This window comes from Dyella koreensis (assembly GCF_044904565.1).
Taxonomy (GTDB): domain Bacteria; phylum Pseudomonadota; class Gammaproteobacteria; order Xanthomonadales; family Rhodanobacteraceae; genus Dyella_D; species Dyella_D koreensis.
In genome coordinates this window covers 56,436-70,046 of sequence record NZ_JADIKD010000004.1, presented here as the reverse complement: position 1 = coordinate 70,046, position 13,611 = coordinate 56,436, and the positions used below count along the sequence as shown (strand labels likewise).

Annotated in this window: 14 protein-coding genes; 8 read left to right on the top strand and 6 right to left on the bottom strand. The window is 65.1% G+C overall.

Going from position 1 to position 13,611, the window contains the following annotated elements:
• Position 1: 1 nt before the first annotated feature.
• The gene (locus ISS97_RS00345; RefSeq protein WP_379987358.1) at positions 2-475 is read right to left on the bottom strand and encodes a GNAT family N-acetyltransferase; all 474 of its coding nucleotides are present in this window, start codon (positions 473-475) and stop codon (positions 2-4) included.
• A 527-nt stretch (positions 476-1,002) separates the two neighbouring features.
• Here ISS97_RS00345 and ISS97_RS00340 point away from each other — a divergent pair.
• A complete protein-coding gene (locus ISS97_RS00340; RefSeq protein WP_379987359.1) occupies positions 1,003-2,487 on the top strand; it encodes a RimK family protein in 1,485 nt (494 codons plus the stop codon).
• A 162-nt stretch (positions 2,488-2,649) separates the two neighbouring features.
• Here ISS97_RS00340 and ISS97_RS00335 read toward each other — a convergent pair whose 3' ends face one another.
• Positions 2,650-2,907 (bottom strand): hypothetical protein, encoded by a 258-nt coding sequence (locus ISS97_RS00335; RefSeq protein WP_379987360.1) that lies wholly within the window; start codon positions 2,905-2,907, stop codon positions 2,650-2,652.
• A gap of 165 nt (positions 2,908-3,072) precedes the next feature.
• On the opposite strand from ISS97_RS00335, the gene aroE reads away from it, so the two are divergent.
• The 6 genes from aroE (at position 3,073) to ISS97_RS00305 (ending at position 8,351) form a co-directional block, all read left to right on the top strand.
• Positions 3,073-3,903 (top strand): shikimate dehydrogenase, encoded by an 831-nt coding sequence (aroE, locus tag ISS97_RS00330; RefSeq protein WP_379987361.1) that lies wholly within the window; start codon positions 3,073-3,075, stop codon positions 3,901-3,903.
• A 3-nt stretch (positions 3,904-3,906) separates the two neighbouring features.
• Positions 3,907-4,170: a YkgJ family cysteine cluster protein gene (locus ISS97_RS00325; protein WP_379987362.1), complete on the top strand. Its 264-nt coding sequence runs from the start codon at positions 3,907-3,909 to the stop codon at positions 4,168-4,170.
• A 234-nt stretch (positions 4,171-4,404) separates the two neighbouring features.
• Complete coding sequence (locus tag ISS97_RS00320) at positions 4,405-6,189, top strand: peptide-N4-asparagine amidase (RefSeq protein WP_379987363.1); 1,785 nt, start codon at positions 4,405-4,407, stop codon at positions 6,187-6,189.
• Between the two features lie 118 nt (positions 6,190-6,307).
• Entirely contained in the window at positions 6,308-7,300 is a 993-nt protein-coding gene (locus tag ISS97_RS00315; RefSeq protein WP_379987364.1) for a TonB family protein, read from the top strand.
• A gap of 74 nt (positions 7,301-7,374) precedes the next feature.
• The gene (locus ISS97_RS00310; RefSeq protein ID WP_379987365.1) at positions 7,375-7,668 is read left to right on the top strand and encodes a hypothetical protein; all 294 of its coding nucleotides are present in this window, start codon (positions 7,375-7,377) and stop codon (positions 7,666-7,668) included.
• Between the two features lie 125 nt (positions 7,669-7,793).
• Positions 7,794-8,351 carry a hypothetical protein gene (locus tag ISS97_RS00305; RefSeq protein ID WP_379987366.1) on the top strand — a complete coding sequence of 186 codons (558 nt, stop codon included), beginning with the start codon at positions 7,794-7,796 and terminating at the stop codon, positions 8,349-8,351.
• A 12-nt stretch (positions 8,352-8,363) separates the two neighbouring features.
• Here the strand turns inward: ISS97_RS00305 and ISS97_RS00300 are convergent, their stop codons facing one another.
• From ISS97_RS00300 to ISS97_RS00290, 3 genes are all read right to left on the bottom strand, one after another.
• Positions 8,364-8,693 (bottom strand): low molecular weight protein tyrosine phosphatase family protein, encoded by a 330-nt coding sequence (locus tag ISS97_RS00300; RefSeq protein WP_379987367.1) that lies wholly within the window; start codon positions 8,691-8,693, stop codon positions 8,364-8,366.
• Positions 8,690-9,226: a gamma carbonic anhydrase family protein gene (locus ISS97_RS00295; RefSeq protein WP_379987368.1), complete on the bottom strand. Its 537-nt coding sequence runs from the start codon at positions 9,224-9,226 to the stop codon at positions 8,690-8,692. Before ISS97_RS00295 ends, ISS97_RS00300 begins: the two co-directional genes overlap by 4 nt.
• A gap of 101 nt (positions 9,227-9,327) precedes the next feature.
• Positions 9,328-11,046, bottom strand: a complete 1,719-nt coding sequence (locus ISS97_RS00290) for a patatin-like phospholipase family protein (RefSeq protein WP_379987369.1) — start codon at positions 11,044-11,046, stop codon at positions 9,328-9,330.
• Between the two features lie 104 nt (positions 11,047-11,150).
• Between ISS97_RS00290 and ISS97_RS00285 the strand changes: the two genes are divergently transcribed.
• Positions 11,151-13,220, top strand: coding sequence for a M3 family metallopeptidase (locus ISS97_RS00285; protein ID WP_379987370.1), 2,070 nt, complete (start codon positions 11,151-11,153; stop codon positions 13,218-13,220).
• 64 nt (positions 13,221-13,284) lie between these two features.
• Here ISS97_RS00285 and ISS97_RS00280 read toward each other — a convergent pair whose 3' ends face one another.
• Complete coding sequence (locus ISS97_RS00280) at positions 13,285-13,497, bottom strand: cold-shock protein (RefSeq protein WP_379987371.1); 213 nt, start codon at positions 13,495-13,497, stop codon at positions 13,285-13,287.
• Positions 13,498-13,611: the final 114 nt, after the last annotated feature.

Sequence of the window (13,611 nt, the reverse complement as noted above, 5' to 3'; positions counted from 1 at the left end):
CTCAGCGCAGTATCTTTTCGTAGCGCCAGGCGTCCGAGCCGTCCTCGTAGAAGCCCTTATGCTCGCCGACGCAGTGGTAGCCGAGCCGCTCGTACAAGCGGATGGCGCTGTGGTTATCGGTACGCACCTCGAGCCGCAGTGCGTGGCATCGCCGCCGCCGCGCCTCATGCTCAGCCGCCTCCAGCAGGGCCGAACCCACGCCCTTGCCGCGCGCTTCGGCGTGCGTGGCGATGGAATAGAGGCGCGCACGCTGACTGCCCTTGCGGAAAAACACCACGGCGGTACCGAGGAAGCGGCGATGGTTGGCGCTGGCTACCAACACCTGCGCGCTCTCGCTGTCCAGGTGACGCCGGAACTGGGCACGGCTGAGCCGGTCGCTGGTGAAGCTCTGCTCCTCCAGTGCGACCAGGTCATCGAGATCGGAAAGTTCAGCGCGGCGCACGCGCACAGCGGCGGTCGCGGGCATTGGGGTCATCAGGCGGATTCCGGTGCGGCGCGGGACGCGGCGGCAGTCAGAGTAAAGAAGGGAGGGCGGCGGAAGCGCGGCACTCTAGACCTGCGGGCCGCGCTCCGCAATCGCCAACAGGTCATGGAGGCAACGACGACATTTAGTGTCGCTTTAGAGCCAGCCCTCATCGTTCACGTGGCCCGCGCCGGGAGCTGTTTGCTCGCAAGACCAGGAAGAACGAGGGCGTGTACGTCCGTACACAACCGAGTGATGACGCAGGATTGTGCGCAAACAGACCCGGCCCGTAGGGTTGAGTCGCTGTGGGCGCCAGGCGGCGACGCGCGGCTCGGCCTGACGGCCAGTCAGGCGCTTCGCCACACCTCACCGCCTGGCGCCCACAGCGACTCAACGCGGGCTACGTGAACGATGAGGGCTGGCTCTTGGATCATTCCCTTGAACAAAGTCTTCCATGTGCCAAACTGCCGGCCTTGTGCCGTGCCGCCCCGTTCTTCCACGTGACGACACCCCCGCGGTTCTACCGAATTTGAGGTGTCATGTCCCGTCTCGTCATCGTTGTCGAGAAGGCCTCCGACTGGGGCTCTTACTACCCGTCCGTCGACGTCGTCACCGCGATGGACTACCTGCGCGAACCGATCGGCGGCGACGACGAACGCACGCAAGTCATCAACCTGTGCCGCAGTTACAAATACCTCGGCACCGGTTATTACGTCTCTCTGTTGGGTGAAGCGCGCGGGCACAAGGTGATGCCGTCGGTGCGCACGGTGAACGATCTGCGCCGGCGCTCGCTGTACGGCCTGGACATCGAAGACCTCAATCAGAAGCTGACCCATTTCCTGCCGGCCGGCGGTCGTGACACTACGGACTTCGGCATCCTCGTCTACTTCGGCGAAACTGCTTACCCGGCGCTGCAGGATTTGGCGCGCCAGGTGTTCGAACTGTTTCCCTGCCCGCTGCTGCGCATCGAGTTCGAGCGCGACCGCGTGTGGCAGGTCAGCTCGATCAAGCCAGTGGGTCTGCACACGCTGGACGATGCACAGGAAGACGCCTTCGCCGAGGCGCTGGACCGCTTCTCCAAAAAGCTGTGGCGCAAGCCGAAGGCGCGCAAGCGCTATCGCTACGACATCGCCATGCTGGTCGACCCCAACGAGGCCATGCCGCCGTCGAACAAGAAGGCGCTCAAGTCCTTCATCAACGCCGGCAAGGAACTAGGCATCGAAGTCGACCCGATCGGCAAGAACGATTACCAGCGCCTGGCCGAGTACGACGGCCTCTTCATTCGCGAGACCACCGCCAGCGACAACCACACCTACCGCTTCGCGCATCGCGCGGAGAAGGAAGGCATGGTGGTCATGGACGATCCCAGCTCCATCCTTCGCTGCACCAACAAGATCTACCTCAACGATCTGATGGTGTCGCGCAAGCTGGCCGTGCCCAACACCGAGATCCTCTACCGCGACAACGCGAAAGGCATCAAGGATGTCGCCGCCAAGCTCGGCTTTCCCATCGTGCTGAAGATTCCGGACGGCTCGTTCTCGCGCGGCGTGGTGAAAGTGGAGAACGACGCGCAACTGGAAAAAGCCACCAGCGAACTGTTCCAGCACAGCGCCCTGCTGCTGGCGCAGGAGTTCGTCTACACCGAATTCGACTGGCGCATCGGCGTGCTGAATCATGAGGCGCTGTACGCCTGCAAGTACTACATGTCGCGCGGCCACTGGCAGATCTACAACCACGGCGCCAAGGGCACGGCCAAGTCCGGCGGCTTCGAAACCATCCCCGTGCGCGACGCGCCGGCGGAAGTGGTGAAGCTGGCGCTCAAGGCCACCCAGCCCATCGGCGATGGCCTGTACGGCGTGGACCTGAAGCAGGTCGGCGACAAGCCGGTGGTGATCGAAGTAAACGACAACCCGTCGATCGACGCGGGCGTGGAAGACGCTTATCTCGGCGACGATCTCTATCTGCGCATCATGCAGGAGTTCATGCGCCGGCTCGAACGCAAGCGCCTGGGTATAGCCGACTGATCCATGGTGGAGCGGGTGACTTCGGCAGCCCTTCCCTGGACTGCCGAAACCCATGACGCGATCCTTCGCGCCGCGCCCGACGGGTGCCCAGCCATCCCGGCTTCCGTCGTCGCTCCCAGAGTGCGCTCCCTGCGCACCCAGACTTCCACTGCCAAGCGGAATTCAGTGCCAGATGGCTTGCGGTACGCGGCGACGGCGCGGGCGCAGCAGCGATAGCAACTGGCGCGGCAGTCCCGGCTCCAGCACCAGCAGCAACGCCAGCGGCGCGCCCACCAGCCAGAAGGCCGGCGTCCAGCCGAGCAGATCGGTGCGTACCGGCACCAGCGTGGTGAGCAACAACACGCCGCCCGCCAGTAGCCACAGCAAGGCGCCGGCGAGCAAGCGGTAGTGGCGGCTGTTATCGGAGGCTGGCTTGCGCATGGTGGCGGTCCGTGGTGATCAGGTGAGGCCAGCTTGCCCACGGCTCATCTCAAAACCTGCGACCCCCGCAGTTGGGGCCTTCGCGGTCGCCCGGGATTAGAATATTCGGCTGTTGCGGGTCGGCTTGTGCCCCTGCGGAGTCCCCATCCAACCAAGGAGCACGTCATGAGTGCAGGCCAGTTCGCCGTCTTCGGCCATCCGATCGCTCATTCGCTGTCGCCGCAGATCCACCAGGTGTTCGGCAAGCAGTTCGGCATAGCGCTGGAGTACCGCACCATCGACGCGTCACCGGCGGAGTTCGAGGCCAGCGTGCGCCGTTTCTTCGCCGAGGGCGGTGTGGGTGCCAACGTCACCCTGCCGCACAAAACCGCTGCCTTCGCTCTGGCCGACCAGCGCAGTGAAGCCGCCATGCGCGCCGGTAGCGCCAACGTGCTCACTCGTCTGCCGGATGGCCGACTGGCTGCCCACAACACCGACGGCGCCGGCATGGTGCGCGACCTCACCGAACGCCATCAGGTCGATCTGCGCGGCCACGATGCCTTGTTGCTTGGTGCCGGTGGCGCTGCGCATGGCGTGGCCTGGAATCTGCTCGATGCAGGCGTGAACACCCTGACCATCGTCAACCGCTCCCCCGAGGCCGCCGACGCGCTGGCCGACGCCATCGGCGAACCGGCGCGCGCGCATACGCGCTATTGGGAAGACCTCGCCAACATCGATAGCTACGACCTGATTGTCAACGCCACCTCGGCTGGCGTGCTTGGCGCATCGCTGGACCTGCCTTTCAGCCTGATCGGCAACCGCGCTACCTGCTATGACCTCTCGTACGGCAAGGCCGCCACCGGCTTCCTCGCCTGGGCTCGTGCGGGCAATGCGCGCTACGCCTTCGACGGTCTGGGCATGCTGGTGGAAACCGCCGCCGACGCGTTCGAGCTGTGGCACGGCAGGCGCCCTGATACCGATCCCGTTTACCTCGCACTGCGTCAGCAATACGGCTGAGCGATGACGCTCGCCTGCCGCGCCGGCTGCGGTGCCTGTTGCATCGCGCCGTCCATCAGCTCGCCGATTCCCGGCATGCCGCAAGGTAAGCCGGCCGGCGTGCGTTGCGTGCAGCTGACCGACGACAACCGCTGCGCCATTTTTGGCCGAGCGGAGCGGCCGGCGGTGTGTTCGCGGTTGAAGCCCGAGTACGCGATGTGCGGCGCGAACAGCGCTCACGCGATGACTTACCTCCAGTCGCTGGAAGCGGCCACCTCATCCCGGTAGGAGCCCACCCCCGGATCGAGTCCGGGGCAGGCTCTGTGGGCGACAGGCCATTAGGTCCGCCCGCTTTCGTAACACCTGATCTTTATCGCAAGGAATTTCGCGCACAGGGTGCGCTCCTACGTAGTCTTGCGACGGTGGTCACGACTGTTCAGACGTCTAAATCGTCTAAAAAGACGCGGCGCGAGACGCGTGCTAGCTTGGTCGGACAGGGGCACTTTACGGGGAGTCAGCACCATGTTGCCGAAGAGGTTCGCAGGCTTCGGCCCGGTCGTGACCGGGCTGTTCGTTGCATTGGGTTTGAGTATGTCTGCTGGTGCGGCGCATGCCGCCGGCAATGATCCGGTGATCGGAACAAGGAATGTCGTCGTTGCCGATCCCACCGTGCCGCGCCCGCCGGGCACGCCTTGTGTTGTTCAGCTGTTCAACGATGTCACCTTCACCGATTTCAATACGCGCCCTTACGACTACGCGCCGCCCGCATCCTGCGGCAGCCGTTGGTCCAAGGTCGTGCTGGAGGCGGATTTCTCGGTGACCGCGGGCCGCCAGTTCGACCGCACCGCCAGCTTGTGGCTGTCCGGCGTGAACCTGTATTTCGGCACCACCCAAGAGCCTTCCGCCGCGGTATCGCCGAGCTGGCACGTGGAGCGCGACCTGACCGACTACACCACGATGCTGCGCCAGCCCGGCAAGGGCCAGGCGATCATCGGCAATGTGGTGAACAGCACCTACACCGGCATCATTCACGGCAGCGCGCGCTTGCTGTTCTACCCGGCGTCGCTGATCGCTCCCGCCGCGCAGGTGCCGGATGCGGTGTATCCGCTGGGTGCGGACGCCGTGGGTGATACCGCCATCCTCAACGGCCCCACCGACAAGCTCGCCAAGACGCTGAGCCTGCCGCGCAATGTCGTGCGCGCGTATCTGGATGTGTTCGCACAGAGCCAGAGTGGCGACGAGTTCTGGTACACCTGCGTGCCCGACCAGTACGCCGCGCAGGTGCAGGAATGCGGCGGCGGCAATTTCCGCGAAGCCGAAGTAAGCATCGACGGCCAGCCGGCCGGTGTGGCGCCGGTGTATCCATGGATCTACACCGGTGGCATCGATCCCTACCTGTGGCGGCCGACACCCGGCGTGCAGACGCTCAACTTCATGCCTTACCGCGTCGACTTGACACCGTTCGCCGGCCAGCTCAGCGACGGCAGTCCGCATGAGGTCGCCTTGAGCGTGGCAGGCGCACACGGTTATTTCTCCACCACAGCCACCTTGCTGGTGTACCGCGATCGTCATGCGCAGCAGGTCAACGGCCACATCACCCGCAACACTCTGGTGGGCCAGCCGCCGACGCCGACCATCGGCAGCACCCTGGCGACCGATAGCAGCGGCAACCTCACCGGCGACATCACTACGCAACTGACGCGCCAGTTCGTGATCGAGGGTTACGCCACCGGTTCGAGTGGGCGAGTGGTCAGCTCGGTGACGCAGACGGTAGGCTTCAACGATGTGCAGCGTTTCACCATCAACGCCAGCACCTATCGCCAGCAGACCGAACAGCTCACCCAGGTAGACAGCGTGAGCCAGAGTCGCGTCGGTCCGCTGCTCACCGTGGAATACCGCGCCCATGCCGCGTACCCGCTGAGTGTCGATTACAACCAGCAGGTCGCGAGCGACGGCAGCCTGAGCGCGGCCACCACGACGCATCAGGGCTACATCACGCATGGCGAACGCCGCTTGCTGGGCTTCCCGGTCTACAAGGCCGACATCAGCAATACGGTGGATAGCGCCGACACCTTGAACTTCGACGCCAGCGGCGCACTCACCAGCCACACCGGCCAGCAGAGTGCGCAGAGCTTCCGCTTCAACGACAGCTTCGGCAGTTGCTACCGCACCGATCTGAGCACCGCGAGCGGCGCGCTGGCCACCTACGCCACCGGCCAGGGTTGCCCGGATCAGCAGAACCGCGTGTGGTGGATCGCCCACCCCGACGGTTCGCCCGACAGCCGCAACCTGCAGGTGGATTGGTAAGCGCCTGATGTCGCGCAGCCGTCGAGGTGACGGCTGCGCGACAGCTTCGGGAGGCAACATCTCCGCAATATCGCGTCACTAAGCTGGCGCGCCCCGCGGCCTCCCCGATACATCTCCCATGCCAGCTGCCCCGCTTCAACGCCGTACCCAAGGTGCGACGCGCTATGTCCTGTTGATCCTGCTCGCTTTGTTCGCCTGCGCGGGTGGCGTGATTGTCTGGCTATTGCGCGGTGCCGGTAGCAACGAACACGTGACGCAGGATGTGGCGCCAGTGGCCGATGCCGGCCCGATCCATCGTGCCGATGTGCCGGTGACCACGGCGGACCTTTTGCTGCACGCACGCGATGCGATGGCACAGCAGCGGTTGCTGGCGCCGGCAGGCGACAACGCCATCGAGTGGTATCTGAAGGTGTTGAAGCAGCAGCCGGATAACCAGGCGGCGCAGGATGCCCTGCGCGAAATTTTCCCGTTCGCCGCCACTGCCGCTGAGCAGACCATCGGCCAGGGCAACGCCGCCGAAGCCCAGCGGCAAATCGACCTGCTGTCCAAAGCCGACCCCACCAACTACACGCTCACCATCCTGCGCGCCAAGCTGCAGGCGCAGTTGCAGGTGGCGGAGGACCAGCAGCGTCGCGAGCAGCAACAGGCGCAGACCGCCGCGCAGAAACAGCAGGCCCATGCAGCATCGGTGACGACACCGTCCACACCGGTCGCGGTCACGCCGGCACCGCCGTCCGTCATCAGTCAGCCCGCGCTACCTGTGAAGCGGACCGAGCCGGAACCCGCCGCACTGCCAGTGTCGCGACCCGCGCCTGTCGCGTCACCCGCCGCGGAAGCCGTTGCCGCGACACCGCCTGTGCTGAAGCGGCGTATCGAGCCGTACTACCCGGCCGACGCCCGGCGTACGCGCCGGCAGGGCTGGGTGGATGTGCGTTTCGTTGTCGAAGCGGACGGCTCGGTAAGTCGTGCCAGCGTGATCGACGCGGATCCCAAGAACGTGTTCGACCGCGCCGCACTAGGCGCGGTGGAGCGCTGGCAGTTCACGCCGGGCATGCGCAATGGCGCACCGGCGTCATCGGAGTTGCGCCAGCGCATCGAATTCCGGCTTTGAGTAACCGCGCAAGGAAGCGCCGCCGCCTTCGACGGTATGACGCATAATTGCCGCACCCGCCAAGGAGATCCGTCATGCGCAAGGCCACGCTCGTCCTGCCCCTGCTTGCTGTCGCCATCGCCACCGGAGCCTGTCACGACATGACCCAGCCCGTAGCCAAGCCCGTGGCCGGTTTCGTGACCGACATGAAAAGCTTCGACGCCTTCATCGCCACTCATCCCACGCCGGAGCAGTTCCACGTGACCTATCCGGATGTGCAGCTGGTGATGCCCGGCACCATGACCACCATGGAGTTCCGCAGCAACAACAGCCGCTACTACCCGGAGCTGGACAAGGACGGGAAGATCACCGGTGGCCACTTCGGCTAAGCGGCGCAGGATAAAACGCCAACGGCGTCACATAGCTGACATCTGGCGTGGCTACCGTGGCGCGCTGCTGGGACATGCGATGACGCATGGTCCCGAATGCGGCCCCACCCCATCGGCCAGGTGTCATGTCCCGTTTGTTTTCCGCTGCGTCCTCGCGACGCGGCCTGCTTGTTGCTTCACTGGTCTTGCTGGTTATCGCAGCCGGCGCCGCGTATGCGCTGATGCGCCCGACGTCCATGGCGAATCTTGCGTCCGGTTCTTCGAAAGGCCCGGCAACGGCGTCGACCAGTGGCGGCGCCGACGACAACAGCGGTGTCGGCATCATGCTCGGGCTGGCCAAGGCCGCAGTGGATGAAAAACGGCTGGTCGCACCGGCCGGCGCCAATGCCTACGAGTTCTATCTCAGCGCATTGCAGCTGGATCCGAACAACGCCTTGGCGCAGGACGGTCTGCATCAATTATTCGAACCGGCCGCGGACGATGTAGAACGCGCCATCAACAACAACGAGCTGGATGAAGCCCAGCGCGAGCTGTCGTTGCTGCGCGAATTCGACGGCACCAATTACAAGCTCGCCCTGCTCGGCGGCAAGCTGGATGCGCAGCGCCAGATCCAGATCCGCAGCGACGAAGCGCGCGCCGCGATGATCCAGTCCGCATCGTCCGCCTCCACCCAGGCGCAGTGACGCCGAGGCGTCTTAGCGCAGCAACGGTCCCGCTTTCTTCAACAGCAGCTCGATCAGCTCGGGCTGCATGAAGTCGTAGTCGTCGGGAATGCCCAGGACCACTACCCGCTTGCCATGGAGATGCCGGGCAAAGCGCGATTGCAGCCGGCGGCGATGCGCGGGCTCCATCACCATGATCATCTCCGCCCAATCCACCTGCTCGGCGGAGAGCGGCGTATCCGCATCGGACGATAGGCCGGCGGAATCCACTTCCAGTTGCGGCCACTCACGGAACACTTGCTCCGCCGTGGGGCTGCGCAGCCGGTTGCGGCTGCACAGGAAAAGTACGTGGCGCGTACTCATTCCGCCGCGAGATACTCGTCTTTCAGTCGCACATAGTGATCGGCGGAGTAATGCAACTGCTCGATCTGCTTGTCGTTGAGCAGCCGCACGAACTTGGCTGGATTACCCAGCCACAGCTCGCGCTCGCCCACCACCTTGCCCGGCGGAATCACGCTGCCTGCGCCGACGAAGCCGTACTTTTTCACCGTGGCGCCGTCGAGTACGGTGGCGTGCATACCGATCAGGCAGTAATCCTCAATGGTGCAGGCGTGGATCACCGCAGCGTGGCCGATGGTGACACCTTCGCCGACCAAGGTAGGGAACCCGCCCGGTGAGTAAGGGCCATCGTGCGTGACATGCACGATGGTGCCGTCCTGCACATTGCTGCGCGCGCCGATGCGGATGTGATGCACGTCGCCGCGCAGCACCGCGCCCGGCCAGATCGACACATCATCGGCCAGCTCGACGGCACCGATCACGGTGGCAGCCAGATCAACGTAAACGCGCTGGCCGAGGGTGGGGGCGATGCCCCGATAAGTTCGGAGATGTTTCATCCAGCCATGGTAACGGTTGATGCTGTTGTAGGAGCCCACCCTGTGGGCGAAAGCGGCCGCAAACGGCCGCCGCGCAGAGCGGTCGCCCACAGGGTGGGCTCCTACCGTTGCTGCTCTTCCAGCACTTTCAGCGTGTGCAGATAACCCGCCTCGATCGCGCGCTGCCAATCCTTCCAGTCCAGCATGCCTATGTGTTCCAGCGGCGGCGTGAGCAGCAGGTCCGCACGCTCGCGGCGATGCAGGCTGGGTGCCTCGCTGTTCACCATCCCCGCGCGCACGAGGGTGGAGACGAGGCCCGGGCGCTGGATGGTCTGTCGCTGCAGCAACAGACGCCACCATGGCGGGGTGGCGTATTCCTCGGCGGTGGTGAGCAGGGAAATCTCGGCACGGATATCCACGGCGGTGATGTGATCGATGCCGTCGGTCGCCATCACATCCGTGGGCAGGTTATTCATCAGCGCGCCATCGACGTAGACGCGGCCGTGATGCAGCACTGGCGGCAATACGCCGGGGATGGCGCTGGAGGCACGCAGCCATAGCCAGAGCGGCCCGCGCCGTTGCGCCACCATGCCAGCGCCGGACAGGCAGGTGGCGATGCAGAAGAACGGCAGGGTGAGATCTTCGATATCCAGAGCGCCGAACGCGCGGCGCAGCATCAGGGCGGCGCGGCGGCCGCGGGTGAGCGCCACCAGCGGCAAGGTCCAGTCCGACAGCGGGCGGCCTTCGATAAAAGCGCGCCGGTAGATCTCGGTCATCTCGCCGAGCTCCCAGCCGGCGGCGACGCCCGCGCCGATGATCGCGCCGATGCTGGTGCCGCCTACGCTATCGAACACATAGCCGGCCTCATGCAAGGCGCGCAGCGCACCGAGATGCGCCAGTCCGCGCGCACCGCCGCCGGCAAGCACCAGACCGCGTGCGTGACCACTGATCAGTCGCGCCAGCCGCGCGATATCGGCCTGGCCGCCGACGTGGTGGTGCTGCAGTTCGCCGCTGAACTGGGCGCGCCAACGCTGCGCCGCGCCCAAGCTGGGTTGGCGCCCAGGATGCAGCAAGATCAGATGGCGCGGCCGATGTCCGGCACGCGAGGGGTGCAGGGGTGCACCTTCCGGCCAGGGCCGCGCCGGCTGCGCTGCCTGCGCCGGCAGCAGCAGCACATCGGCCTGGCGCAGGCAGCGCTGGCGCCACAGCGCATCGCCGCGCGTATCCAGATAGATCACGAAGCGCACCTGCGCTTCGCGCTCGGCGAACCAGTCACTGCCGCGACCGGCTCCATGCTCCTCGTCGATCACCGCGCAGCTGCCGTAGGCCTCCAGCGCCATCGCCAGCTGCATCGCCAGCGTGCGTGCCGGCACGTCGGCATCCACCGGCAGCAGGGCGAAGGTGCGCGCGTTGCCGGGGCTGTCCTCGTTGCGCAGGCGTTGCTGCAGGCGTGCAATGGCGACCCGTGCTATGCCCAGCATGGCCTGTGGATACTGGCTGACCAGTGCCTCGAACGCGTCGCGATCCAGCCGCAGCAACTCGGAATCACGCAGGGCCCGCACCGTGGCCTGGCGGCTTTCGCCGCTGACCAGGCTGATCTCTCCCACGCTGTCGCCGGCCGAGATCAGACGCGTCAGTACGGTTGGCCCGTCGAACGCGCCCAGGCTGCCGCTGACCAGCAGGTACATCGCGTCCGCCGGCTCGTTCTGCTTGTAAAGCGGCCGGCCGCCGGGCAGGCCGAACCACACCAGCTGGCGGCCCAGGGCCTCCAGGGCGTCACGGTCCAAATGCCCAAACACGTCGCTTTGACGTAGTAGTTCGGTGAAATCCGTCTGCAACATGCATGCGATGGTACGGCGCGCTTTGTGACAGCCAGAAGTGCGTCGCAGAGCGGCTTGATTTCGCCCCGGCCGGTCGCCACGCTGGCGGCCCTAAGGAGAAACACATGTCCCAAGACAACACCCTGGACAACCCGCTGCTGGCCGACGCCATCCTGCCCGCGTTCTCGCAGATCCGCCCGGAACATGTCACCCCAGCCATCGACACCCTGCTGGCGGATTACCGCGAAGGCATCGACGCACTCACCGCCGCCGGCGGACCGCGCGATTTCGACGGCGTGATGCTGACCCAGGAGCGGCTCGAACAGCGGCTGGCGCGGGCCTGGTCGCCGGTGAGCCACCTGCATTCGGTGGCGGACAGCGAAGCCCTGCGCGAGGTCTATGGACCGGCCGAGGAAAAGCTCACCGACCACGCCATCGAGCTGGGCCAGAACCGCGAGCTGTACCAAGTGGTGCAAGCGCTGGCCGATGCGCCGGCATTCGCTGCGCTGTCGCGGCCGAAGCGTGCCCTGGTCGAGCACGCGCTGCGCGATTTCAAACTGTCCGGCGTCGCGCTGGAAGAGCCGGCGCGCTCGCGCTACCGCGCCATCGGCGTAGAACTGAGCAAGCTGTCCACGGAGTTCTCCAATGCTGTGCTGGATGCCACCGACGCTTGGCATGAGCACATCACTGACGAGCGCGATCTTGCCGGCATTCCTGAATCCGGCCGCGCCGTGCTGCGTCAGTACGCCAAAGAGCAGAATCTCGACGGCTATCTGGTCACGCTCAAGCAGCCCAGTGTGCAGGCGGTGCTGACCTACGCCGACAACCGCGGCCTGCGCGAGCGCGTGTACTGGGCCTACCAGACCCGTGCTTCCGACCAGGGCCCGCACGCCGGCAAGTACGACAACGGCCCGCGCATCGAGAAGATCATGGCGTTGCGCCACGAGGCGGCGCTGCTGCTCGGCTTTGGCAATGCCGTCGAGGAATCGCTGGCGACCAAGATGGCCGCCTCGCCCACCGAGGTGATGGAGTTCCTGCACGACCTCGCCCAACGCGCGCGGCCGGTAGCGCGCAAGGAACTGGCCGCGCTACGCGAATTCGCCAGCCAGGAACTGAAGCTGGACAACCTCGAATCCTGGGACGTCGGCTACGCCTCCGAAAAACTGCGCCAGAAAAACTACGACCTGGACGAAGAGCAGCTCAAGCCGTACTTCCCGCTGCCGGCGGTGATCGACGGCCTGTTCGGTCTGGTGCAGAAGCTCTACGGCGTCACCCTGAGCCCGCGCGATGGTGTCGATGTGTGGCATCCGGAGGTGCGCTACTACGACATGCGCGACGCCGACGGTCGCGTGTTCGCAGGTGCCTATGTCGATCTCTACGCCCGCTCCGGCAAGCGTGGCGGAGCGTGGATGGATGTGTGCCGCGCGCGTTTCAAGGATGGCGAGAACGAGCAACTGCCGGTGGCCTTCCTCACCTGCAATTTCGCGCCGCCCACCGAAGGCCGCCCGGCCCTGCTCACGCACGACGACGTGCTGACGCTCTTTCACGAATTCGGCCACGGCCTGCATCACCTGCTCACTGAGATCGCCCTGCCATCCATCGGCGGCATCGATGGCGTGGAATGGGATGCGGTGGAACTGCCCAGCCAGTTCATGGAGAACTTCGGCTGGAACCGCGAAGCGCTCGATCTGTTCGCGCGGCATTGGCAGACCGGCGAAAAACTGCCGGAGGAACTGTTCCAGCGCATGCTCGCCGCGCGGCATTTCCACGCCGGCCTGTTCCTGGTGCGCCAGCTGGAGTTCGCGCTGTTCGACTTCAGCCTGCATCTGGAATACGACCCGGAACAGGGCGCACGCACGCTCGCGGTGCTGGAAGACGTGCGCAAACAGGTAGCCGTGCTGCATCCGCCGATCTGGCAGCGCTTCCCGAACAGCTTCAGCCACATCTTCGCCGGTGGCTATGCGGCGGGTTACTACAGTTATCTGTGGGCCGAATTGCTCAGTGCCGACGCCTTCGGTGAATTTGAGGAACAGGCAACGACCAACGGCAGCGTGATCGACCGCGCCACCGGTGAGCGCTTCCGCCACGAAATCCTTGCCGTAGGCGCCAGCCGGCCCGCACTGGAAAGCTTTGTTGCCTTCCGTGGCAGAAAGCCTGAGCCGGAGGCCTTGCTGCGCAGCCATGGGCTGGCCTGATACACCCGCCAACAAAAAAAGCCCGCTTGCGCGGGCTTTCTTTTTGACACATACCGGATCGGACTTAGACGGCCTGAACCTGGCTGGCCTGCTTGCCCTTCTGACCCTGGGTGACCACGTAAGTCACCTTCTGGCCTTCCTGCAGCGACTTGAAGCCGTTGCCCTGGATTTCCTTGAAGTGGACGAACAGGTCTTCGCCACCGGCGTCCTGGGTGATGAAGCCGAAGCCCTTGGCATCGTTGAACCACTTGACGGTTCCGTGCTGACGATCTGACATAAAAAGTACCTTTGAAACTGAAGCGTGAAAGATGAGCGGTTTGAAATTTGGTATTCAGTGCCGCTAGTAGAAGCAGTGCATCCGAGTGACCTCAAACCCTGCGGCGCCCATACT